The organism is Gluconobacter frateurii, from assembly GCF_002723955.1.
Taxonomy (GTDB): Bacteria; Pseudomonadota; Alphaproteobacteria; order Acetobacterales; family Acetobacteraceae; genus Gluconobacter; species Gluconobacter frateurii.
In genome coordinates this window covers 451,242-473,932 of sequence record NZ_BEWN01000003.1, presented here as the reverse complement: position 1 = coordinate 473,932, position 22,691 = coordinate 451,242, and the positions used below count along the sequence as shown (strand labels likewise).

Annotated in this window: 21 protein-coding genes; 8 read left to right on the top strand and 13 right to left on the bottom strand. The window is 54.5% G+C overall.

What is annotated here, in order from left to right:
- Positions 1–31: 31 nt before the first annotated feature.
- Positions 32–637: a thioredoxin domain-containing protein gene (locus tag GFR01_RS10680; protein WP_099182446.1), complete on the top strand. Its 606-nt coding sequence runs from the start codon at positions 32–34 to the stop codon at positions 635–637.
- Here GFR01_RS10680 and GFR01_RS16005 read toward each other — a convergent pair.
- The 8 genes from GFR01_RS16005 to GFR01_RS10640 form a co-directional block, all read right to left on the bottom strand.
- Entirely contained in the window at positions 634–1,083 is a 450-nt protein-coding gene (locus GFR01_RS16005) for a c-type cytochrome (protein ID WP_099182445.1), read from the bottom strand. The two genes, GFR01_RS10680 and GFR01_RS16005, sit on opposite strands and share 4 nt — an antisense overlap.
- Entirely contained in the window at positions 1,061–1,516 is a 456-nt protein-coding gene (locus GFR01_RS10670; protein ID WP_099182444.1) for a c-type cytochrome, read from the bottom strand. Before GFR01_RS10670 ends, GFR01_RS16005 begins: the two co-directional genes overlap by 23 nt.
- On the bottom strand, positions 1,513–2,100 hold the full coding sequence (gene mauA / locus GFR01_RS10665; RefSeq protein ID WP_373317621.1) for a methylamine dehydrogenase (amicyanin) small subunit: 588 nt from the start codon (positions 2,098–2,100) through the stop codon (positions 1,513–1,515). The genes GFR01_RS10670 and mauA overlap by 4 nt, the downstream gene beginning before the upstream one ends.
- Positions 2,087–2,686 (bottom strand): thioredoxin domain-containing protein, encoded by a 600-nt coding sequence (locus GFR01_RS10660; protein WP_099182443.1) that lies wholly within the window; start codon positions 2,684–2,686, stop codon positions 2,087–2,089. Before GFR01_RS10660 ends, mauA begins: the two co-directional genes overlap by 14 nt.
- Positions 2,683–3,201 (bottom strand): MauE/DoxX family redox-associated membrane protein, encoded by a 519-nt coding sequence (locus tag GFR01_RS10655; RefSeq protein ID WP_244902257.1) that lies wholly within the window; start codon positions 3,199–3,201, stop codon positions 2,683–2,685. Before GFR01_RS10655 ends, GFR01_RS10660 begins: the two co-directional genes overlap by 4 nt.
- Complete coding sequence (locus GFR01_RS10650) at positions 3,201–4,403, bottom strand: amine dehydrogenase large subunit (RefSeq protein WP_099182442.1); 1,203 nt, start codon at positions 4,401–4,403, stop codon at positions 3,201–3,203. The genes GFR01_RS10655 and GFR01_RS10650 overlap by 1 nt, the downstream gene beginning before the upstream one ends.
- A gap of 235 nt (positions 4,404–4,638) precedes the next feature.
- Positions 4,639–6,822, bottom strand: a complete 2,184-nt coding sequence (locus GFR01_RS10645; RefSeq protein WP_408870386.1) for a TonB-dependent receptor — start codon at positions 6,820–6,822, stop codon at positions 4,639–4,641.
- A gap of 592 nt (positions 6,823–7,414) precedes the next feature.
- Positions 7,415–8,815, bottom strand: a complete 1,401-nt coding sequence (locus GFR01_RS10640; RefSeq protein ID WP_167384240.1) for an aminotransferase-like domain-containing protein — start codon at positions 8,813–8,815, stop codon at positions 7,415–7,417.
- 225 nt (positions 8,816–9,040) lie between these two features.
- On the opposite strand from GFR01_RS10640, the gene GFR01_RS10635 reads away from it, so the two are divergent.
- From GFR01_RS10635 to GFR01_RS10615, 5 genes are all read left to right on the top strand, one after another.
- Positions 9,041–10,393 carry an aspartate aminotransferase family protein gene (locus GFR01_RS10635; protein WP_099182499.1) on the top strand — a complete coding sequence of 451 codons (1,353 nt, stop codon included), beginning with the start codon at positions 9,041–9,043 and terminating at the stop codon, positions 10,391–10,393.
- A 38-nt stretch (positions 10,394–10,431) separates the two neighbouring features.
- Positions 10,432–10,839 carry a tautomerase family protein gene (locus GFR01_RS10630; protein WP_099182440.1) on the top strand — a complete coding sequence of 136 codons (408 nt, stop codon included), beginning with the start codon at positions 10,432–10,434 and terminating at the stop codon, positions 10,837–10,839.
- Between the two features lie 181 nt (positions 10,840–11,020).
- The gene (locus tag GFR01_RS10625; protein ID WP_099182439.1) at positions 11,021–12,322 is read left to right on the top strand and encodes an amino acid permease; all 1,302 of its coding nucleotides are present in this window, start codon (positions 11,021–11,023) and stop codon (positions 12,320–12,322) included.
- 67 nt (positions 12,323–12,389) lie between these two features.
- Complete coding sequence (locus tag GFR01_RS10620; RefSeq protein WP_099182438.1) at positions 12,390–13,817, top strand: aldehyde dehydrogenase family protein; 1,428 nt, start codon at positions 12,390–12,392, stop codon at positions 13,815–13,817.
- 22 nt (positions 13,818–13,839) lie between these two features.
- Complete coding sequence (locus GFR01_RS10615) at positions 13,840–15,096, top strand: NAD(P)/FAD-dependent oxidoreductase (protein WP_099182437.1); 1,257 nt, start codon at positions 13,840–13,842, stop codon at positions 15,094–15,096.
- Positions 15,097–15,358: 262 nt separating this feature from the next.
- Here GFR01_RS10615 and GFR01_RS10610 read toward each other — a convergent pair whose 3' ends face one another.
- The 3 genes from GFR01_RS10610 to GFR01_RS10600 all read right to left on the bottom strand — a co-directional run bounded on the left by GFR01_RS10610 (position 15,359) and on the right by GFR01_RS10600 (position 18,542).
- A complete protein-coding gene (locus tag GFR01_RS10610; RefSeq protein WP_244902255.1) occupies positions 15,359–15,814 on the bottom strand; it encodes a hypothetical protein in 456 nt (151 codons plus the stop codon).
- A gap of 113 nt (positions 15,815–15,927) precedes the next feature.
- Positions 15,928–17,523, bottom strand: a complete 1,596-nt coding sequence (locus GFR01_RS10605) for a cisplatin damage response ATP-dependent DNA ligase (protein WP_099182436.1) — start codon at positions 17,521–17,523, stop codon at positions 15,928–15,930.
- Entirely contained in the window at positions 17,520–18,542 is a 1,023-nt protein-coding gene (locus GFR01_RS10600) for a ligase-associated DNA damage response exonuclease (RefSeq protein WP_099182435.1), read from the bottom strand. Before GFR01_RS10600 ends, GFR01_RS10605 begins: the two co-directional genes overlap by 4 nt.
- Before the next feature lie 70 nt (positions 18,543–18,612).
- Here GFR01_RS10600 and GFR01_RS10595 point away from each other — a divergent pair, with 70 nt between their 5' ends.
- The gene (locus GFR01_RS10595) at positions 18,613–21,030 is read left to right on the top strand and encodes a ligase-associated DNA damage response DEXH box helicase (RefSeq protein WP_099182434.1); all 2,418 of its coding nucleotides are present in this window, start codon (positions 18,613–18,615) and stop codon (positions 21,028–21,030) included.
- Complete coding sequence (pdeM, locus tag GFR01_RS10590; RefSeq protein ID WP_099182433.1) at positions 21,027–21,692, top strand: ligase-associated DNA damage response endonuclease PdeM; 666 nt, start codon at positions 21,027–21,029, stop codon at positions 21,690–21,692. The genes GFR01_RS10595 and pdeM overlap by 4 nt, the downstream gene beginning before the upstream one ends.
- Positions 21,693–22,206: 514 nt before the next feature.
- Here pdeM and GFR01_RS16000 read toward each other — a convergent pair.
- Together GFR01_RS16000 and GFR01_RS15995 are read right to left on the bottom strand one after the other, a co-directional pair.
- On the bottom strand, positions 22,207–22,401 hold the full coding sequence (locus tag GFR01_RS16000; protein ID WP_244902254.1) for a hypothetical protein: 195 nt from the start codon (positions 22,399–22,401) through the stop codon (positions 22,207–22,209).
- Positions 22,398–22,529: a Hint domain-containing protein gene (locus GFR01_RS15995; RefSeq protein ID WP_244902253.1), complete on the bottom strand. Its 132-nt coding sequence runs from the start codon at positions 22,527–22,529 to the stop codon at positions 22,398–22,400. Before GFR01_RS15995 ends, GFR01_RS16000 begins: the two co-directional genes overlap by 4 nt.
- Positions 22,530–22,691 lie beyond the last annotated feature (162 nt).

The window sequence follows — 22,691 nt, the reverse complement described above, 5'->3', positions numbered from 1 at the left end:
TTCCAATATTTTCCTGAGCGGGACGAATAATATGGTTGATCCATCTGCATTATTGGGCGCTCAGGCGCTTCTATGGCTCGTACTGATTGCAATGGTCTGTGTGGTGATCGCCTTACTCGGCCAGGTGCGATATTTTTACCGGCGTATTGCCCCTTTAGGGGCCCTCGCGCCGACCCTGTCCGCAGTTAATGAGCTCGACGCGACCGAGTTGGAGACCCTCTCAGGAGATCTCATTTCTATCGGCGGTATGAATTCTAACGGGAAAAGCCAGCTTTTACTGTTTGTCTCGGGCTCATGCCCCATCTCACGCAAGATGGTTCCTATCGCCGTGGACTTCACCCGTCGGGAAAAGCTGGAGCTGCTTTTTTGCGGGGACGACGCTTTGGATGCCCAGAAGAGCGCGATTTCCATGCTGGGTATTCCGGCACGCTCGTTCGTCAACGAAGCCACGATCGGGCGGCAGCTGGGCGTGGACCGTGTGCCTTTTGCGGTCCTGCTAAATGCCAATGGGCATGTCGTAGTACGCGGACTGGTCAACAGTCTTGAGCATCTGGAAAGTTTGCTAAGAGTTCAGGAAACGGGCCATTCGTCTTTGCAATCCTTCATGACTGCAAATCCGGGCGCCCTTGCATCCTAGTGAGGGCAGCTCGCCTGAGCCCGGCTTAGAACTTCCGCTCTTAGGGATAAAAGATCTGTCGTTGAAATGGGATGAGCTCTTAATTCATGCACTTCGGACGCTGAATAGCGAGTTGTTCCAGCCGGAGTGCTCTTTCCTCCAAGCTGGAACAGAACGAAATTGAGGACATCCGCCAGTTCCTGATCATCCCGGATCAGGGACATTGAAATGCCCGGCACACGGGCAAGATAGGCTCGCCCTTCTGCGGAGCAGGTAAAGATACCGACCTGATCGCGCAGTACCGGGATAAACGTCCGCCCAGAGATGCCTTCAATACCGTGACATCCCCCGCAGTGAGTCAGGTAATTGGTCACGGTATGGGTCTGCACGGCCGCCTGGGCCGCTGACGTTCCACACAATGTCAGAGCCAGGGTTGCAAGGATCTCAGGGAAGGGGGTGCGCGGCATCAAGGGCTTTCCGTTCAGCAATGAGATCCTTCGCCTTTTTGGGCGTTGCCCGGGCAGTCTTGATGTCATCAGCCGTAAAAGCCGGTGCTCCCGGCGTGTTCAGGGACGACACATAGCTCAGGACTGCGGCAATCTGATCGTCGCTGAGTGCCTTGAAAGACGGCATGAAGCCCATATAGCTCGCGCCGGAGACCTGAATGGCGCCATGCAGCCCATTCAACAGAACATCCGCAATATAGGTCTTGCCTTCCGGGGAGGCTGCAATCTTGCCAACGCGTCCAGTAAGGGGTGGAAACTGGCCCGGGGAACCAATTCCGCCAGCTTGATGGCAGACGCTGCAGTTGCTATTGTAAACAGACTGGCCATCTTCAGCATAGGCTACGGGTGTCGCGGCCAGGATGCAGGTGAAAAGAAAAGCTGTACGTTTGATCATGAAGCATTCCCGACGATAACGGATGTTGAACAGTTATAGACAAGGGCACCTGTCCCGAAGCACCAGATGATGTCGTTATTGGCCTGCGGACGATAGCTTGGCTGATCTCCGTCAGTTCCAAGGCAGGCAGGTTGGCTACAGGCATCCTGACCACAGCAATCGCGATAGGCGACAAGGTAGGATTGACCGTAACCTGGATTGAAACAGGTTCCAATCCAGGATGTAGGAGAAGGACGTGTTCCCGGGGGGCAGCTATGGATGCCTCCTCCACAGGACGCGCAAAGGAACCCATCGATCGCGCAATACCGCCAGTAATTGCATACTGTAGGATCGGTAGTCTGTGCTTTCGCAGCAAAAGGCGAGGGCGCCTTTGGAAGCGATGCTGCCTTCGCCGGCGTTGCGGCAGACACGCGTTCTATTGGGAGAACTGGCACCAGTGCGCCAAATGTTGCCCATGCTCCCAGACGGCCGAGCAGGCTTCGCCGAGAGCTATGACCGGCAACATGTCGGATCAGGCGTTCCGTGACGCGATCCAGCGGATTGGCACGCATCTCGCGTCCAGAAGTGGGATCAGACTGCGTCATGCAGAAGCTCCTTGGTTTCAAAGGAAGAAGAAACTGGGACAGGCAGGGTGCCAAGAATGGCTTCGACCTGTGCGCGTGTGCTGGCGACATCCCGCGCCGTAATGACACCGCGGCTGTCGAGTGCAACGAGTGTTGGCAAGCGACCAACCTGAAGGAGCAGCAGCAATTCCTGACTGGTCACAAGCGGTGTGTGTCCAAGGTGCATCCTGTCAGTCATCGCCCGCAGTGCAGCAATATCTCCTTCTCCTATAAGGGTCAGGTCAACGTCATGAGCCACCGCCAGGGCCTGTACGAGAGGCAGCGTTTTTTTGCAGACGGGACAATCTGCGGACATGAACATCAGCACGTTTGATCGGTCGGTCGTATGCATTCCTCCAAGCGGGAAGGGGCTATCATCCAACAGCCGTGCCGTAATGCGGGGAAGAGCCTGACCAACCTGCAACCCTGCAAGAACAGGCTGCTGCCCGATGGGAGCTGTCCGCTCATGGAGAACGCCGATCTGACGTGCCAACGCAAAGACGATCACTGCCAGCCCGACCGTCAGGCAGGTCAGCAGAATAGTGGAGATCGTGAGGAGGAGCATCATATGTGCTGTTCCGGCTGGCGTAGATGAACAGAAGCCAGTGCAATCAACAGAATGCTGATGCCTGCAAGGAGAGCCTCAGCGTTCAGGAAAGCACCACTGGGCCTTGGTAGAAAACCAGTGAGAAGCACCATGAGGGCCAAGCCGATATTCCGCCCCACAGCTCTCCATGAGAGTTGGCTGTTGCTTCCCGGAAGGCATCCGCATGATAGGGTTGTACGTCCTCGCGCGACATTGATGCCCATCACGAAGGCAAAGAATAACAGCAGGAGCGACGCTACAATTCCTGCCATAGCCGCAAGCCAGCCACTCCATAGCCACGCACCCAAAGCAGCCTGAATAGCAATCAGCCCATAGGCAACCGGGAAGGCCAGATCGAGCGGGATGAGACGATATGCAGCAATATCGGATGCAAACCGTGGGATATCCAAAGCCTTGGACCCTGCGGATGCCAGAAACAGAACACCTGTTGTGTCGGCAGTCACTGCACCAGCCATTTGCATGACGAAACTGGTCATTATTCCCCCAGCGCGACTGTAAAATACAGGTCGTCACCCAGATGAGGCATCTTGCGTAACATCTTCCCGGTTGTTGCATCCCAGATGAAGAGATCTCCGGCTTCATCCGAGGTGAACATCAGTGGCTTGGCATCCTGCGTTACACCGACCATGGAGCTTGGCTTCGGCAGTTTGATGCGCCGGATCAGCTTGTGGGTTGCTACATCAAGTTCCCAGACTTCCGTTCCGGCTGTCTTGTGCGTCCAGAACGTGCCCTGATGCATCGCTACGAAGAGATGCCCTGTTGCGTAATGCAAGGCTGAGAGCTGCCAACCGCCGGGGCGCCAGGTTACCGTGAAAGGACTGTCAGCCGCTGGAGCAGCTTTCATTCCGGCGGCTTCCTGAATGGACCAGGCTGTGTCGATCTTCGTTTGTGCAGACAGTGCCGTAGGGTAAACGAGGCCACTATAGGAAATGAACCAGGTTTTGCCGTCAGTCCGGCGTGTTGGACTGTGTTCGAAGACAGCATCCTTCTCCGGGTCAAAGAACGGCTTCGTGTGGGTGACGTCTGCCTTCCCAGCATTGAGACTGACATTGGCAAGACTGCCATCGGCACAGATGGACGTGAACCCGGCGTTGCCCCATGGATAAGTCAGGGCACAGCCTGGAAGATCAACATTCAGACTGAGCTTGTGGCTTGCAGTATCTATGACATGCACCGCATTGGTGGGTACCATGTCATAGACATACACGCGGCTGCCATCGCTGCTGATGGTCAGATCATTTTTCTTGGGTGTAACGAGTGCCCGTCCAGGAAGGAGGTGGTCATTCACGATCTCAAGGGTTTGCGGATCGTAGGACGCCAACAGATCAGCGCGGTCCCCACGGTTGCCGCGGGACCAGACCGTTTCACCCACATAGAACGCCCGTCCTTTTGGGTCCTGTACAACGTTTCCGTTGTAGGCAGCCTGGACCATGCCAAGGAGCTTGCCCTTGTCTGCATCCACAACATAGACACGCCCGTCTTTTGCATGATGTCCGACGGCATCCTGAACTAGGATGCGATGATCGGTCACTGGGGAAAGCTTGATAATATCGCTCTCCTCCGTCTGAAGGACAGGATCGTCGGCATATGCGTTCCCACACGCTCCTGAAGCGACGGTTGCCAGCAGAAACGCTGTCATGGTCGCTAATGTCGTTGGGAGTTTACGCATATAATTCATATCCTTATGAGCAATATGGAAAAGGATGATGGCATTTTGTTATGGTTTCGCAAAGATCCATTTCCGTTTTGATTGATCCTTGCGGGATGCGTGTGGTGTCAATGTAAAGATCTGCGGGGAGAGCGGTCATCCTGAATATTCATACGGCATTTGCACGAGGAGGATGGGTGAGAGCGGAAGCGCCCTCTCCATTGTCCGGCTATTATCATGCGACAGGCACGATTCCAGCATGTCTTCAGAATTCCGTGCTGACAGTGCCAAAGAACTGGCGTGGCGAGCCGCGCTCAAGCGACTGATAATCGCCGGACATCGGGTTGCCGTTTTCACCCATCATGGAAATATATTTTGAATTGAAGAGGTTATAGACGTTGAAGTCAAAAGTGATGTTCTTGGCAAGTCCCCAGTTTCCGGCATTGTATCTCGCACCTGCGCTGGCTAGCCAGTAGCCTGGAACCGACGTGTCGTTCGTGTAGCTGAAGTACCTTTTTGAGTAGTAATGAACATCGAAGTGTGTTTCGAGGCCTTTCCAGCGATAGGAAAGATTCGCCTTGTACATGAACTGAGGATAGTTCACGACTTTCTTCCCTTTGGTGTAATAAATGCCATCGGCTGTTGTAATGTTCCCGCCATAAGTCGAATGGTTGTAACTGACGCTGTTATAGAGTGTCAGTCCTTTGAAGGGAGTGAGTGTCAGAGAGGCATCAACTCCGTTCGTATGAACGCTTGTCTGTGTTACACTTGAAACCGGGTTCGTAATTGTACCTTCCGTCGCAGACTGGAGGCGGTGGCTGGCGTCGGCATGGTAGCCTGCTAGGCTGGCCTGAACATATTTGTCCGTGTAGCGATATCCAACCGCATAAACCCAGTCACGCTCCGGCTTCACAGTATGGCGAAGTTGCTGAAAAGTTTCCTGATCCTGAACGGACCATAAGGAGTTGCCCACACCATTCGGGAGCACCTGATAAGAACGCATATTCTCGGCAAGATCAAAATAAAGCTCATGATGGCTAAGGAAGTGCCAGCTTCCTCCCACATGTGGAAGGAATGCAGCCGAAGCGGTCATACTGCCGTTTGGAAGAGCATCCGCGCCAGTATAATCCGAGTTGTTGTAGTTCGCACCACCTGCCGTAGTGGAAATCATGGACTTGAAGCCAGCAGAAATGCGGACGTTTTCCAACGGACGCCACGTATCTTCAAGATGATATGTGAAGTTGTTGGTATGCCATACGAAACCATAGCCCTGCATGAAGGCTTTTCCATAAGTATTGTACGGGCCAACAGTTTTTAGTGGTGCACCTGTTCCAAGAAGTGGCTCATTATACCAGAAAAGATCTGCCTGCTGGTTGTTGTTTTCGAACCAGACGCCTGTGTCGATTGTATGATGGGCAATATGATAGTTCAGGGACGTCGTGAAACCATAGCGCTCCTGCCGGTTCTGCCAGACCTCTTCCGAGAAGGGGGCGCCGGTGTCCGCTGATGGCGTTTCATAATCGGAATAGGTGTAATAACCCGTCTGACTTGTTCCATAAATCGTGCTTCTCCAGCGAAGCCGATCCGTCAGCACCAGATCCAGGTTCAGGCCACCCGTGTAATCAACTTCTGCCTGGCCGCCATCGTACAGGTAAGGTTCATCACCGTTGGCCTCAATCGCATCAGAGGTTGGAAGGGAGACTTCTCCAGCGGCATAGGCCGTTGCCAAACCGTAGTTTGGATAAAGATGCGGAACACGCCAGCCAAGTGTCTTGAGCATTGCAAGGGACGTGTCCTGATATCCCCATTCCTGCATGTCGCTCCAGTTAAAGAAAGCTTTGATAACGCTGTCATGGCCGATGGGTTGAACGATTTTTGCGTCTACCTGCTGCTGGAACTGGTCCCCGCCGCCCATCCACTTGCCTTCCTGGCTTCGGGAATAAGCGACATAAGCCTTGGTTCCCGAGGCATTCAGCTTGCCGGTATCCGCCCGGATATAGGTACGATAGGAACTGTAGCTGCCGAAACCCTGAGAAATCTTTCCGCCAGCCTTATCCTTGGGATCGGACGTTTCAAACTGAAGAGTAGCGCCCAGTGTAGAGGTAGATGGAACGTCTACGCCTCCTGGTCCCTCCGACAGGACAGAGCGCTCGATATCATCGGAAATCGAGGCCTGAATGACGTTCAGTCCATTGTTGCTCTCGTAGGTCTGATCATTCAGAGGGATACCATCCAGCGTTACGCCGATCTGATCCATGAAAAATCCACGAACGTAGATGCTACTGCCCCATGTATCGATACCTAAGGGGTCTGTGGAACTGAAGCTGACGCCGGGCAGGCGGTCTACAGCTTTCAGGACGCTTGTTCCCGGCGTGAACTGCGCCATGACCGCCTTTGAAACAACGTTTTCAGCCCCCCGTGACACTGCTCGGCTTGCGCTGACCTTCATCGTTTCGTTGCCGCCAGTAACGGATGTTGGGGCGCGATGCGTCGTTCTTTTTACCGGGTTGGATGCTTTTCGCGCTGAGTGAGCGACGGCTTTTCTGGAAGATGGCAAGCTTTCTGCAGCATAGAGTTGGCCTGGAAGAACGCAGAGAAGGGCGGATAATGAAAGGGTTTTCTGAAAGGAAAGACGCTGAGAAGGACACTTCACATGGACCGAGAGGGGTGTTCTTTTGCTCACAAGTTCTGTTCCATCTCTTTGGGTGTCTGTAACAACCACTGCGGACCCCCGATCAGTCTCTCAAAGAGACGAGGGTGTTGCCAATCGACGCCAGAGCACATTTTCCTTGAGGCATCATTAAAGCGTTTCGAGAGAAGGAATTTCTCATTGGAGAGCTTCAATAGCCGTCATTTTGCAAAGTGTATGAATATAAAATCGAAGTCGCAACGGTTTTGTTCGGTGATTGAAAAGTCCTTGAGTAGGCTGATAAAACGCCTAGGGGTGTTTAGGATTTAAAACACCTCAATTTCAGTAGACTCGTCGAACTTTCGACATCACTCCGGTTGCAGCTTTTGTTGCGCCTCAAATGGATCGCGTTTTACGGCTTCTGGAAAACCCTTTGATTCAGAAAGGAAAACAGGCGTGGAGAATTTGTATGAGTGATGTTGAAACGCAGCCAGGGAGAAGGTGCATTGTTAGGGGAAAAGTAACTTCCCGGCGCGAGCATGATGCCAGCGAGAGCGGCCTCTTTGGTTAATGCCAGCAGGTCGATCTCGTGAGGAAAGCGCATCAAGCAAAACATCCCACCATCAGGTTTTTCAAACGGGATAAGGCCACACTTTTGAAATTTTTTTCCTGCGCTTTTCTGTAATTCTGAAAGTGCTTCGCGTAGTCTTGCGAGATGAAGTCGGTAGCGACCATCCGCTAGAATGTGATGCACAATTGCCTCTGAAATACCATTGCTTGTCAGGCTGCTTGCCATTTTGAGTTTAAGGATATGGTGAGCCATGCTCGGTGAGCACGCAACATATCCAACACGTAATCCTGGCGAGATTGTCTTGGAAAAACTGCTGACACGTATGACCTGTTCCAGTCGGCCCAGATAGGCCAGTGTTGGTGTTTTCTCTGCAGCAAGATCTCCAAAGATGTCATCCTCAATCAGGGTAAATCCATAAAGTTCAGCCAGTTTCAGAACCTGATGAAGAACAGGCGCACTGCAACTTGTTCCGGTGGGATTATGGAGTCTGGTGTTGATGATAAAAACTTTGGGAGCTTTTACCTGAGCCAGTTTCTGAAGGGTTTCCAGGCACGGGCCGTCCTGCAGGCGAGGAATGCCAACGATGTTTAGCCCCAGTGCCTGAAGCGCTGGGAAAAAGTTGCAGTACCCCGGGTCTTCGACAAATATCGTGTCACCATTTTGGGCCAGACAGCGAACGGCAAGCTCAAGCGCCTGACTGGCACCATGCGTCATAATGATCGAAGACGTGTTGCAGGCAATTCCTTGTCTGGAAAGCATCAAACAGATTTGTTCCCGCAGGCCCTCATGCCCGTAGGGATTTCCATATCCCAGATTTATCAGTTCTGATTTGCGGCCGAGGCTGCTGAGAGCCTGCTTTACGCCACTGCCAAACAGATAGCTGTCAGGCAACCAGCCACAGCCCGCCTGAATATGATTCGGAGTGCTTTCATAAGCGCGTTGCAGGAGCCAAAGGGAATCTACGGATGTCGCCACGGTTCGCTGAGGAAGCACACGCCCACTGTCTTCCTGCCGGGTAACAAAGTAGCCACTTGCTCTTCGAGCCTCCAGGAGGCCATCCGCAACAAGTCGGTTGTAGGCATTGGAAACCGTGAGGGGACTGACGCCGGAATCTGCAGAAAGCCGTCGAATAGAAGGGAGTCTCATGCCTTCCGGCCAGTCTCCAGTGCGGATCCGCTCTGCAATCTGGGTGACAATCTGGGCAACAAGCGGCTGGTGGGAGGCCATAGAAAGTTTGAGCATATCGATGCACGAGCCACTGAAAATTTTTAAACCAGTGCCCTCGAAAGGGCAGTCATGGCTATTTTCCAAGTCAAAAGAACCTGTACTGCTCGATTGACCGGTACAGGTTCACTCATAAACCAGGGAACTGTATATAGGCAATCTCGTTCCGAACGAAGAATATTCATGAAACGCCGCATTCCCACCTCTCCGGGCGCGGCAGCGTTTAATGACAAAGGTTGCGGAATGGCACAGTTGCTCAATGAATTCGATTGTGAGCGAACCTTGAAAAATGGCACTTACTGGATGCCATTCACGGCGAACCGCCGTGTCAAGGAACATCCGGCATCCCGCATCATCACGTCTGCGAAGGGAGCCTATTACTACACGGCTGAAGGCAAGCCGCTATTTGATACGCTGTCCGGGTTGTGGTGCACCCCTCTGGGGCATGGTCATCCGCGGATCGTGGAGGCATTGAAGACGCAAGCTGAGACCTTGGATTATTGCACGGCCTTCCAGATGGCCAATCCTGTGACCGTGCGCCTGGCTGAGCGTATTGCGGGTATGGCTCCAAATGGTCTGGATCATGTTTTCTTTGCCAATTCCGGCTCAGAAGCGGTGGATACGGCTCTCAAGATTGCCCTTGGGTATCATCGCCTCAGAGGTGAAGGCGGCCGTTTCCGCATGATCGGTCGGGAACGTGGCTATCACGGGGTTGGCTTTGGTGGCATGTCGGTTGGCGGCATTGTTCCCAATCGCAAGATGTTTGCTAATGGAATGATGAATGGCGTTGACCATTTGCGCCACACTTACGATTCAGCGCACATGGCGTTCTCCAAAGGGCAGCCGGCCTGGGGTGGTGAGTATGCTGAAGATCTGGAGCGTCTGATCGGGCTCCATGATGCTTCAACAATCGCCGCAGTCATCGTTGAACCTGTTCAGGGATCAACGGGCGTTCTGGTACCTCCAGTCGGGTATCTTCAGCGGTTACGCGAAATTTGCACTAAGCACGGTATTCTTCTGATTTTTGATGAAGTCATCACTGGCTTTGGTCGCATGGGTGACAATTTTGCATCCCAGCGTTTTAACGTGAAGCCGGATATGATTACATTTGCCAAAGCCGTCACCAACGGTATCGTCCCGATGGGTGGTGTCATTGTCAGCTCGGACATTTACGACACATTCATGACTGGTCCGAAAAATGCCGTTGAATTTGCCCACGGCTATACCTATTCGGGACATCCCCTGGCTGCGGCTGTGGGTCATGCCGTTCTGGACATTATGGAAGAAGAGTCTCTGATTTCTCGGGCTCGTAGTCTAGAAATCATTCTGGAAGAGGCCATTCATTCCCTTGCTGATCTAGAGGGTATCAAAGATATCCGCAATATCGGCCTGACAGCAGCTATTGATCTGGTTCCTGCCTCCGACGCTCCGGGTGCCCGTGGGCTGCCGCTCTTTGAACTAGGCCTGAAAAATGGTCTTCTTTTACGGTGTACTGGGGATACGGTGTCTTTTGGTCCTCCCTTTATCTCGACAACAGAACAATTGCAGGACATGGTCGAAACGGTTCGTCGATTGATTGTTTCTGTTACGCAGTAATCTGCATTCTGTCCTTTTCCGTCACTCAGGAGACAACGATGCCGCTTCTTCACTTCCATATTCTTGAAGGCCGGTCAGAAAGCGAGGTCAAGACGCTTCTGGATGCCGCCCACGAGGCCATGCTCGAAGCGTTTCAAGTACCTCGACGTGACCGTTATCAACTCGTCTCAGAACATAAACCTTCGCATATGATCGTTGAGGATACAGGACTTGATATTCCTCGTACCGAAAAAGTCGTGCTTCTTCAGGTTTTCAGCCGCCCACGCGGTGAGGAGCAGATTGCCGGTTTTTATCGTCTTCTGACGGAACGTCTCGAAGCAGAATGTGGAATTCTGCCATCTGACGTGATGGTATCCGTTGTTGAGAATGGGGACGCTCATTGGTCATTTGGTCATGGTCGGGGCCAGTTCCTTACAGGAGAGCTGCCTCTTCCTGCCAAAACGTAAGACGGGCTTCCAGGGGTAATCTCTTTTCTGGCAGATCCATAAACCTCAAGGCGCATCATTCGGATTGAAAAAGGGAAAAGTGCATGAAACAGCAATTGATCATGTTTCCGGCGAATGATTCACGCCCTTTTCGTCCGTCTCCGGATTATACAGATTGCTGCCGTAACAAGGCCGTCTGTGCATGAAAGATACAGTTCTTGCTCAAAGCCTGAAACCACGCCACATCGCTATGATTTCGATCGGCGGCGTGGTCGGGGCCGGGTTTTTCATTGGAGCTTCTGCTCCTATTTCGGTCGCAGGGCCAGGAGCCTTGCTGTCTTACGCCCTGTCAGGGCTGATGACCTATCTGGTAAATCTCATGCTCCGGGATGTTGCATTGAGTGCCCCTGGACATGGGTCTTTCGTCAATCAGATACGCCATGCGCTCGGAGGACACGCCGGTTTCATGACGGGATGGACTTACTGGCTCGTCTGGGTCACGACCCTCGGGATCGAGATCATGGCAGCAGCGTCCCTTCTAACGCCGCTTGTCCATCTTCCTTATGCACTGGTTGAGTGCATTATCCTGGCCGTCATGACGGGAGCCAATCTTATGGCTGTCCGTGCTTATGGCGAGTTTGAATACTGGTTTTCTATGCTGAAGGTTGGCGCCATCGCTGCTTTCATTCTGATTGGTGTTGTAACCCTTTTTCAAGGCCACATCCCCATTCGGCAGAACGTTTTTGGGGGCGGACTTCTGCCGCATGGATGGCTGGCGCTTCTGGCGGCAATCCCGGCGATCATGTTTTCCATGTCCGGTAGCGAAGTGATCACGATCGCAGCTCTTGAGTCTGAAACTCCAGATAAAAACATCGCAAAAGCGACGCGTTCGGTTGGCCTACGGATCGTGGGTTTTTATCTCACTTCCGTTGCACTCATTCTCTGTCTTGTCCCCTGGAGTTCTCTCACACCGGGAGAGTCTCCCTTTCTGTTCGTTCTTAATCAGCTTCACATTCCTTTTGCCAGTGCAGCCATGGAAGTCGTGATTGTTTCTGCCATGCTCTCCACGCTGAATTCAGGGCTGTACGCAACGTCCCGCATTCTTTTTGAACTGGCCGATGTTGATGATGCGCCCAAGGCGTTCATGCGGCTGCATCCCAGCACTCAGGCTCCCCGGATTGCCGTTCTTTTCAGCTCGGCGGCGGCTCTCATAATTGCGGCAGTCGCCATATTGTCGCCCAATGCGGTCTTTGCGTTTCTGCTCAGTGCAACGGGCGCCCTCGTCATTTTTCACAATGCTCTGATCGTTTTCACACGTGTCCGTCTCTGTGGATTGGGTATCACTCCGATCCTCACATTTCTACTTTTGCTCGGCGCTCTGATCGCTATGGCGCTCGTGCCCCATACCCGTCACGAACTGGTCATCAGCACGCTTACGATGGGGATCATGCTTGTGATTGCAATCGTTCGCCATTTTGTGAGTAAAGCGCACAGTCGGGCCTGATGAGGCATATTTTTTCCCAAAGCTGAAACCCGGTTTGAATCACGATCCACAAGGAGTTCCTGCGTCCATGTCACACTCTCTCGAATTCTATATCAACGGTCAGTGGGTCAAGCCTCACGGAACACACGTTATTGACGTCATTAACCCGGCAACAGAACGGCCGTGCAGCCAGATTGCGCTGGGAGATGCGACAGACGTCGATCTGGCGGTCAAAGCGGCTCACGCAGCCTTTCCAGTTTGGTCGACATCCACACGAGAGGATCGTCTGGCCGTTCTTGAACGCATCCTGCATATTTACAAGCGCCGCACCGAGGATATGGCGCAGGCAATTTCCCTTGAAATGGGGTCGCCCATTGCACGCGCCCGAGATAGTCAGAGTTGGGCTGGCATGGCGCATCTGGAGGAAATGATCTCCGCGCTCAAAACTTTTGTTTTCGATGAGCTACAGGGCGATATTCTCATCACGCGCGAGCCGGTTGGTGTCTGTGGGCTCATAACGCCGTGGAACTGGCCGATGAACCAGATCGTCTGCAAGGTTGCGCCTGCTTTGGCAGCGGGCTGCACAATGGTTCTGAAGCCGAGTGAAATAGCACCGCTCAGTGCGCTCGTTTTTGCAGAAATCCTTGATGAGGCCGGTGTGCCGCCTGGCGTGTTTAACATGGTTAACGGTGACGGGCCCGTAGTAGGGGAAGCGCTTGCCCAGCACCCGGATATCGATATGATCTCCATTACAGGTTCTACGCGGGCAGGAATTGCCGTTGCAAAGCTGGCGGCCGATACAGTCAAGCGCGTGCATCAGGAACTGGGCGGAAAATCCCCAAATATTGTTCTGCCAGACGCCGATTTTGCAGATGCAATCCGACGTGGCGTGAAAGGCTGCTACAGCAATTCCGGCCAATCCTGTGATGCACCGACCCGCCTGCTCGTCCCGCGTAATCGTATGGGCGAAGCTATGGAAATTGCCAAAGAGACCGCAGACTCTTTCAGGGTGGGTTCTCCAACCTCAGAAGACACACAGCTTGGCCCCGTTGTCAGTGAAATCCAGTACAAACGCATTCAGGCGTTGATTCAAAAAGGGATTGACGAGGGGGCTACACTGGTAACGGGAGGGACGGGTAAGCCACCGGGTCTTGAAACGGGCTACTATGTGCGTCCAACCGTGTTCGGAAACGTCCAGCCGGAGATGACCGTCTCTCGTGAGGAAATCTTTGGGCCTGTTCTGTCAATCATCGCCTATGACGATGAAGAACATGCGATCCGGATTGCCAATGACACCCCTTACGGACTGGCCGCGTATGTTCAGTCTGGCGATCTGTCTCATGCCCGCAAGGTTGCACGTCGGCTAAGGGCGGGAAACGTCAATATTAACGGTGCAGACTGGACTGTAGCCGCGCCGTTCGGCGGATATGGGCAGTCGGGAAATGGTCGTGAATGTTCTCGCTGGGGACTGGCAGACTTTGTGGAAATCAAGGCCATCATCGGCTACGGCGCCTGAAAATAGGGAGAGGACCCTTCAGATGATTCCCAGTCTCTATGCCCGGAAAGGACCCGGTTTGTCTCTTGCGCCTCTCGCGGGGCAAACAAGTGCGGAGACGGTCGTCATCGGGGCTGGTCTTACAGGAATTTCAACCGCTCTGCATCTTGCTGAGGTCGGGAAAGATGTTGTCGTTCTGGATACTCACGAGCCCGGCTGGGGAGCGTCGGGTCGAAATGGCGGTCAGGTTAATCCTGGCCTCAAAACACCGCCAGAACAGGTTTTGAAGGATTTTGGTCCCACAATTGGTGCACGCCTCGTCGACAATGCGTGGAATGCACCTGACCTGGTCTTTGACCTCATTGCCCGTCATAGCATTGATTGTGATGCGGCTCGTGGTGGAACAATTCGCGCAGCAACCGCAAGCAGCCAGCTTGACGCTCTGAGAGAGCTGACCCGTCAGTGTGAAAATTACAGTGGTCCGGCAACGTGGCTGACCGCCGCCGACATGATGCAGCGCACGGGGGCATCTGTGTATGCGGGGGGAATGATTGATGCACGGGGAGGGCAGATTGACCCTCTGGCCTATACCAGAGGTCTCGCAAAAGCGGCGATATCCGCTGGGGCCCGTATCCATGATCAATCGAGAGTGAGGTCCGTCGTTCGCCGTGGGACGGGGTGGGCCGTTGCGACCGATCGAGGCGAAGTAGTCGCCCAGTCGGTCGTGATGGCGACCAACGGGTATTCTGGTCGTCTTCTGGATAAAATGCGGCGATCCATCATTCCGCTATTCAGCGCCATTGTTGCCACTGAGCCCCTTCCTGGGGCTCTGCGCGCTAAAATTCTGGCCAAACGTGAAGTGGTTTATGAACTGGGGGAAATCACCACCTATTATCGGGTAGATGCTCAGGGGCGCTTCCTCATGGGAGGGCGGTCCGCCTCTCACGACCTGCATGGGCCAGACGCTTTTCCGTATCTGAAAGCACGTGCGCTCAAGCTCTGGCCGGAACTGAAAACCATACAATGGACTTCTGGCTGGAATGGCCAGTTAGCCATGACACTGGATCACTATCCCCATTATCACGAACCAGCTCGGGGGCTGGTGGCCTGTCTGGGATACAACGGACGTGGTGTGGCCATGGCAACGCTCATGGGCCAGAACCTTGCCGATGTGCTTCAAGGTGGAGAGCCATTATTCCCGGCTCAGCCAATCAAGCCTGTGCCCTTGCACTTCGGCTGGAAAGCCGGCGTGATTGCCGGGATCGTACGAGGAAGACTGAAAGATCGCTTCGGTTTGTGATGCCGGTGTACAGACCGCATATCGTATCTTCTACGCCACACTTCAGTAGGCCTTCGATGCAGCAAGGGAAATTATTCCCTTGCTGCCATAATAGCGAGATCTGGGTTTTTCCAGATATCATTGGTCTATCGTTGGCTTTGAAAAGTTATCTGGAGGCAGGCGAAGCTGCTTGCGACAAACCCGCTTCCGGACAGAAGTTTTGTGAAGTTGCACACCCCCGTAATCATCTGAGCTTGTGATGTGAACACGGCAGAACATCAGATCACAAGCAGGCTCGGGTTTTCGTTCGAATGAGTCCTGGGCCCAAGGCCATGCCAATGACCATGGAGAGATAGATCGTCGCCATATCCGCGCGGGAAAAGACAAGTTCCCAGCCCGGCGTAAAGCGCTTGGGGGTCGCCTTGTAATCTATCAGACAGGAAACCGGGCCGAGAAGAACCGTGACGGTTACCGCACGAATTATGGTTGGATTTTTGCCCAAGGCCTTGTCGTAGAACCAGCTCCAGAAGAAAACAGCTGCTGCATTGGTAGCTATTCCTGGCAGAGAATGGCGAAAATCCAGTTGTTTGACCTTGGCGGCTTGCTTGCCATGTAGCCAATGCGCAGTGCAGTTTACCCCCGGACCATACGATCCTGTTCTGATCCGGCTCAGGGCCAGTACGGCGCCAGAAGACATGAGTGCGCCCCCTAGGGTCATGGTCCAGATGCGCTTGCTCATAGTCTGTTCTCAACCCTGTAGTCTTTCCGGGACAGCGACAGTACTGGCCGGCTTCTTACTAACGCCTCATTGTGTCTCCGGATTTTTCATACCCACCCGAAGCAGCTTTCCACTCATAGAAACGCCCGAATAAATGCTTCAAGGGTGTCAGCGTCCTCCACAGGCTTGTCACGGCGAATACGCGCAACACGCGGAAAACGGAGCGCTACGCCGCTCTTGTGACGTTTGGAATACTGAGCGGCATCGAAGGCAATTTCCAGAACAAGCCCGTGCGCTACTTCCCGAACCGGGCCAAAACGCTTGGTCGTATGATCACGGACCCACTTGTCCAGGAATTTTAGCTCTTCATCGGTAAAACCTGAGTAAGCTTTACCGATCGGAACAAGCTCGCGTTCTCCGTCCACGGTGCGCCATAAGCCAAACGTGTAGTCGGAATAGAAGCTGCTGCGTTTGCCATGCCCGCGTTGTGCATACATGACAATGGCATCGACCGTGAGTGGCTCACGTTTCCATTTCCACCATGGGCCCCGTGGACGACCCGGAACATATGGACTGTCAGCCTTTTTCAGCATCAATCCTTCAATGCCCTCGCTCCTTGCATTCTCGCGAAGCTTGGCCAGGTCGTCGAAGTTCTGGAACGCAATGAGCTCTGACAGGGCCATTCTTGGTGGGTTTAGCCGTGAGAACCAGCTTTCCAGCCGCTGCCTTCTGATGTCGAAGGGCAGGGAGCGCAGGTCTTCTCCATCTTCAAACAGGATATCATACAGCCGGATGCCTGCTGGCATGTCCCGGAGCATGGAGGCTGTTGGCGACTTACGGTTCAGTCTCTGTTGAAGCTCAGCAAATGGAGCGACAATACCTCCCTGGACCACCAGAAGCTCACCATCCAGAACGACCCTGCTGCCCAGATCCTGCATCGTGGCAAGCACGTCCGGAAAAGCCTTTCCGATATCTTCTGCCGTGCGCGTGTAGACACGTTCCCCCTGAGGCGTGGAAACAAGCTGAACTCGGATACCGTCCCATTTCCATTCCGCGCGCCATTCCCCCGGATTGAATGCTGTCAGGTCAACGTTTTCCAAGGGCTGGGCCAGCATAGGTGGTCGGAAAACCGGAGCATCCTTTGCATCGGGTTTCGGCCCTTTTCCTTCTATCCATGCGAAGAGGGGCCCATAAGGCGCTTCAAGGCCGTGCCAGACTTCCTCAATGTCATCCGCAGCCACGGACGCTAACTCTGCAAGGGCCGTCTTCGCCAACCGGGCTGACGCGCCAACGCGAAGCGAGCCAGTAATGAGCTTGAGGAGGGCATACCGGGAGGAGGCATCGCATGCATCCAGCCATTCCCTTACAACATCTGGAACGTCCGTTTTTGGAAGGCGTTCCAGTGTGTGAACGACCTCGGCCAGACCGGGTGCCGCAGGCGTGTCCTGATCAGGGGTTTCCCGCCGCCAGATCAGCGCAACTGTCTCCGCAAGATCTCCGACGTAATCGTAGGACCAGGTAAAGAGTTCTGGATCGATGCGTTCCATGGCCAGCGCCCGCAGCATGGCAGGCTTGGCTGCTGCGAAGGACAGGCTTCCTGCCATCGCAGCCAATGCGTATCCCCGGTCAGGATCGGGCGCCATGGAGAAATATTCTTTAAGAAGTGCGAGCTTCATATTCCGAGAGGGGGTAAAGGCCAGACGTTCCAGTAAGGTGGCAAATTCGATCATGCCGACGCTCCCTGTTCCGCCTGTTCATCCTCTTCCTCGTAGCCCAGAAGCCGCAACGCGCGGCCGCGGATCTGCATTTTGCCTAACGCATAAATCAGCGCGTCCTCGCGGCCGTGGGTGACCCAGATTTCCTTTGCCCCCGTTGCCTGACACGTTTCCAGCAGGGCATCCCAGTCGGCATGGTCGCTGATGACGACAGGGAGTTCGACCCCATGCGCCTTTGCTCTCTGGCGGACATGCATCCAGCCTGATGCCAGACAGACAACAGGGTCTGGCAACCGACGCGCCCAGCGGTCTGCAATCGCCGATGGAGGCGCGAGGACAATACCCCCGCGCATCTCACCTTTCTCCGCAGCCGTTGCTGAACGCAGATCCCCTAACGGGATACCAAAACTTTCGTAGAGGTTGCACATCGGCAGGAGGGCGCCGTGGAGCCAGAGAGGTTCGTGATAGCCACCGTCCCGAAGTAATGCGATCAGACGCTGGCACTTGCCGAGCGCATAACAGCCCACGACATGCGTGCGCTCTGGAAACAGGCATACGTCATGCAGCAGTTTGGCAATCTCATGGGCGGGATCCGGTAAGCGAAAGACTGGCAGCCCAAACGTGGCTTCCGTTACGAAAAGATCACAGGGCACGACTTCAAAGGGCTCACATGTTGGATCTAGGGCACGTTTGTAGTCGCCGCTGACTACGGCGCGTTGTCCACGGTATTCCATGACAACTTGCGCGCTTCCTAGAACATGTCCGGCAGGTGCAAGCCAGAGCCGAACCTCTCCAATGGATATGACGTCTCCATATCCAAGTGCTTGCTGGCTCTGACCGGCGCGGTCTTCGCCCATCCTCAGACGCATGATGGCCAGGGTTTCGGGTGTTGCGGTGACAAGATCATGGCCGGGTCGGGCATGATCAGAATGACCATGCGTAATGACGGCATGGGCCACTGGCTGGAGTGGGTCGATATAGAAGGCACCGGGTGCACAGAAGAGCCCTTCCGGTTTTAACTCAAGCCACTCCACCCAGTCTTCTCCGTCAGTCGTGCAAGAACAGGGAAAGAACCCGCGAAACGCATGCGCGTTCCTTGAGCTAATGAGCAAACATCTTCCCGAACCTTTTCAGGACTGGTTTTCCAGACAGGGTTGGTCCCCCCGATCTCATCAGCTCGCGATGCTTCAGGCCGCAGAGGAGGGAGTGTCTGCCCTTCTCATCGCGCCAACGGGTGGGGGGAAGACATTGGCAGGCTTTTTGCCCAGCCTCATCGAATTGGCAGAAGGTTCATATTCTGGACTGCACACACTCTATGTCAGTCCGCTGAAGGCGCTTTCGACCAATATTGCAGAAAATCTGTCCCGCCCCATCAGGGACATGGACCTTCCGGTTCGTGTTGAAGTGCGCAGTGGAGATACGTCCGGAGCACGCCGGAAGCGGCAACAGAAGAACCCGCCGAATATTCTCCTGACGACACCGGAGAGTCTGGCGCTGCTTTTGTCATACCCGGACGCGGGAGCGTATTTCTCCACGCTCAGAGTTCTGATCATCGACGAGGTTCATGCGCTTGCTGGTACAAAAAGGGGAGACCAGCTCGCTCTCTGTGCCAGCCGTTTGAGGGTGTTTTCGCCATCGCTCCGGATCAATGGTTTATCCGCAACCGTAGCGCACCCTTCCGCCATGGCGGCTTGGGTTTCCCCGACGGGCAAAGCCGCTGGCGTCCGTCTTGTCAAAGCGGAAGACGGGGTGCGGCCGGACGTTCATGTGCTTTTGCCTGATAAGCGGGGTTATCTTCCCTGGGCGGGCCGCATGGGGCTGGGAAGCGCCACTGCGATCCTGACGGAAATTGCCCGTGCACGCCTGACGATCGTGTTCGTCAACAGCCGGGCGCAGGCAGAACTGCTGTTTCAGGCTCTGTGGAAAGACAATGCGGACAATCTGCCCATCGGGCTTCATCATGGCAGTCTGGACGCAGTGCGTCGGGCAAAAGTGGAAGAAGCCATGGCTCAAGGCGCTCTGCGGGCGGTCGTGGCTACGTCTTCGCTGGATCTGGGGCTGGATTGGGGGGCAGTGGATCAGATCATTCAGGTGGGGGCACCGAAGCAGATCTCCCGCCTGACACAGCGGATCGGCCGGGCCAATCACCGGATGGACGAGCCATCGCGTGCGCTTCTTGCTCCGGCCAACCGGTTTGAAGTTCTGGAATGTGAAGCAGCCAGAGAGGCGGTTCTTCAGCATGAACTCGACGGTGATCCGCCTCGTGCCGGGGCCTTGGATGTTCTCGCTCAGCATGTGCTGGTCACAGCCTGCGCAGGACCGTTTTTCCCCGACGTTCTGTATGAAGAAATTCGTCAGACTGCGCCCTATAGCCAGATTTCACGTACAGATTTCGATGAGGTCGTTCGATTTGTCGAAGACGGTGGCTATGCCTTGCAGGCCTATGAACGTCATCAGCGTCTTTTCAGGGACTCACTAGGGCAACTGTGGGTTAGAAGTGAGCAGATCATCCGACAGTTTCGAATGAATATCGGCACCATCGTCGATACTCCGATGTTACGCGTCAAATCCCGACGGGGAAAAGCCTATGGAGAGATAGACGAGTATTTCGCCTCGACGCTCGTTCCGGGCGATACCTTCCTGCTGGGCGGGGAGCTCCTGGAGTTTCTGGGACTGCACGATACGACCGTTCAGGCAGCCCGTGGCCGAGGCAAGGACCCGAGGGTGCCGGTATATGGCGGCAATCAGCTTTCCATTTCACCCGGTCTGGCCAGACATGTTCGTGAGATTCTGCATACACCAACCGCATGGACGGTACTGCCGAAGTCTGTGCAGGACTGGCTCACCCTGCAGTCCAAGCGCTCACATCTGCCCGGGCCGGAAAACTTTCTGATCGAGACTTTTCCTCATCGAGGGTGGCATTACATTGTGGCGTACCCCTTTGAAGGGCGAAATGCGCATCAGACTCTGGGGCTTCTCCTGACAAAAAAGCTGGAGGAGACTGGCAAAGGCCCTCTGGGCTTTGTGGCCAACGACTATGTGGTCGCGTGCTGGTGCGTCCACCCAACAGGCTCCATGACGGACCTGTTCAGCCGAGATCTGCTAGGAGGCAATCTGACAGACTGGCTATCCGAAAGTGCCATGCTCCGCCGTACTTTTCGGGACGTTGCCATCATCGCCGGGCTGATAGAACGCAATTATCCGGGAAGAGAGAAAAACCGACGCCAGATGACGATTAGCAGTGACCTTCTTTATGACGTGCTTCGAAAATACGATCCCGATCATATTCTCCTGCGTGCGACACGCCTTCAGGCAGAGGAAGGTCTGACCGATCTGGGGCGTCTGTCACAAATGCTGGATCGTCTTTACGGGCATATCGAGCATGTCAGTCTTTCCCATGTCTCGCCGCTTTCAGTCCCCGTGCTTCTTGAGCAGGGACGCGAAAAAATCCGGGGAGGAGAAGGGGAAGACTACCTTCTGGCAGAGGCAGACAAGCTCTATGCCTTGGCAGGGAAAGCATGAATTTTCGCGAGATCATACTGGCTGGTGAGCAGATATGGCTTCTGCCCGGAGGGGCCGTTTTCCTACCGGCAACGCAGACACTCGTGGTGGCTGATCTTCACCTGGGGAAAGGAACCTCGGCCCGGTCTCGCGGATTATTGCTTCCGCCCGGCGATACGATTTCGACGCTTGAGAAGGTATTGCGGCTTGTAGAATCTTGTTCCCCCCGGCTTCTGGTAGCGCTGGGAGACAGCTTTCATGATCCGGGAGCGGGAGAGCGCCTTCTCGATGAGGAAAAAGCCCTGCTTGATACTACGCTTCGAAAAGCAGCCATCTTATGGATTACAGGTAACCATGACGCGGCACCGATTGCCAACATTGGGGGTGAATGGCTCAATGAATATCAGTCTGGCAATCTGATCTTTCGCCATATTCCTTCTGCAAGAATTCCGGCTGGTAAAGCGGAACTGGCGGGCCATCTGCATCCGAAGGTCAGAATACGGATCAGGGGGCATGTTATGCGCCGTGCCTGCTTTATCACAGGCAATGACCGCCTTATTCTACCAGCATTTGGTTCATATACCGGCGGCCTGGATATTTCTGATCCCGCTCTTGCCACACTGTTTCACCAGGGATCTGCGGCCTATGTCTGGGGGGCTGACCAAATCAACCGTGTTGCCTAGAACGCGTTGACGAAAGCGCTGACCCGGAGCCGCGCCTGCAAGACTGAGGAGAGGTGAGCATGCATGGTATGCGGTTCTGGCGGTGATAGCCTCTCTATCTGTTTTCTGGGGAGCGTTGCGGGCTGTACGTGAGGGAATGACTGGTATGAACCCCGGGGATCTGCAGAGCCTGACGAAAACAGCCGCCATTGTATCTCGCTCGGCCTGCATGGCTCTGCGGTTCGAAGCAGGAAATTTTGTCAGGTCGCCTCTGGCTTTCAGAGGGTAGAAGCTGGCCCGTTACCGCCCAGTCCTGCTGGGTCCGAGGCAGGCAACTGGCCTTAAAGAGCGACACATCCCCGACAAGAACGCCGAGATCACGCCGGATCCCGATCCTATCGCTCGAACGGCTGGTGCGCAAAACCACACGCACAGTCGCAACATTCGCGCGGATCATGAACATGGCCCGGTTGTTCGTCTGACGCAGCGGCGTGGATGATCTTACCAGAGTTCGTGACCAGATCCGGATCCGTGATCAGTTGAGGCGCAGCGCCTGCAGCCTGTGCGCAAAACCGGTATGGATCGGTGAGACAATCGCACCGGCTGGCTTACGTGGAAGCATTTTCGACCCCCTTGCTTTCGAACCGCCAAAAAGAGCCGTCAAAGTGAGGTGGTTGAGCTGGCTGCGGTTACCGGTCCCCAGATAGCTCTCGGTGCGGGGCGTTTTCATCCTACACAGGCTGCATGGCTCTCCAGTTCCACATGAGAGCAGGTATAGCCCCTGATCGTGCGGTCAATCAGGATCGAGATGCCATTGACCAGCATACGGGCCGAAACAAGCTTGCCCTCGGAGACCATGCAGTGTTTCTGCGTCCCCAGAAGAGCGCGGGACTAAACAGGTAGCGACTGAAGGCCCACACCGCAGCATCGCAACATTGTTCGATTTCAAAGCCATTCCCCCCTTATGTGGGCCAGAAAACAGGACAAGTCTCGGAAGCACCTTTATCTGGCCCTGAACGA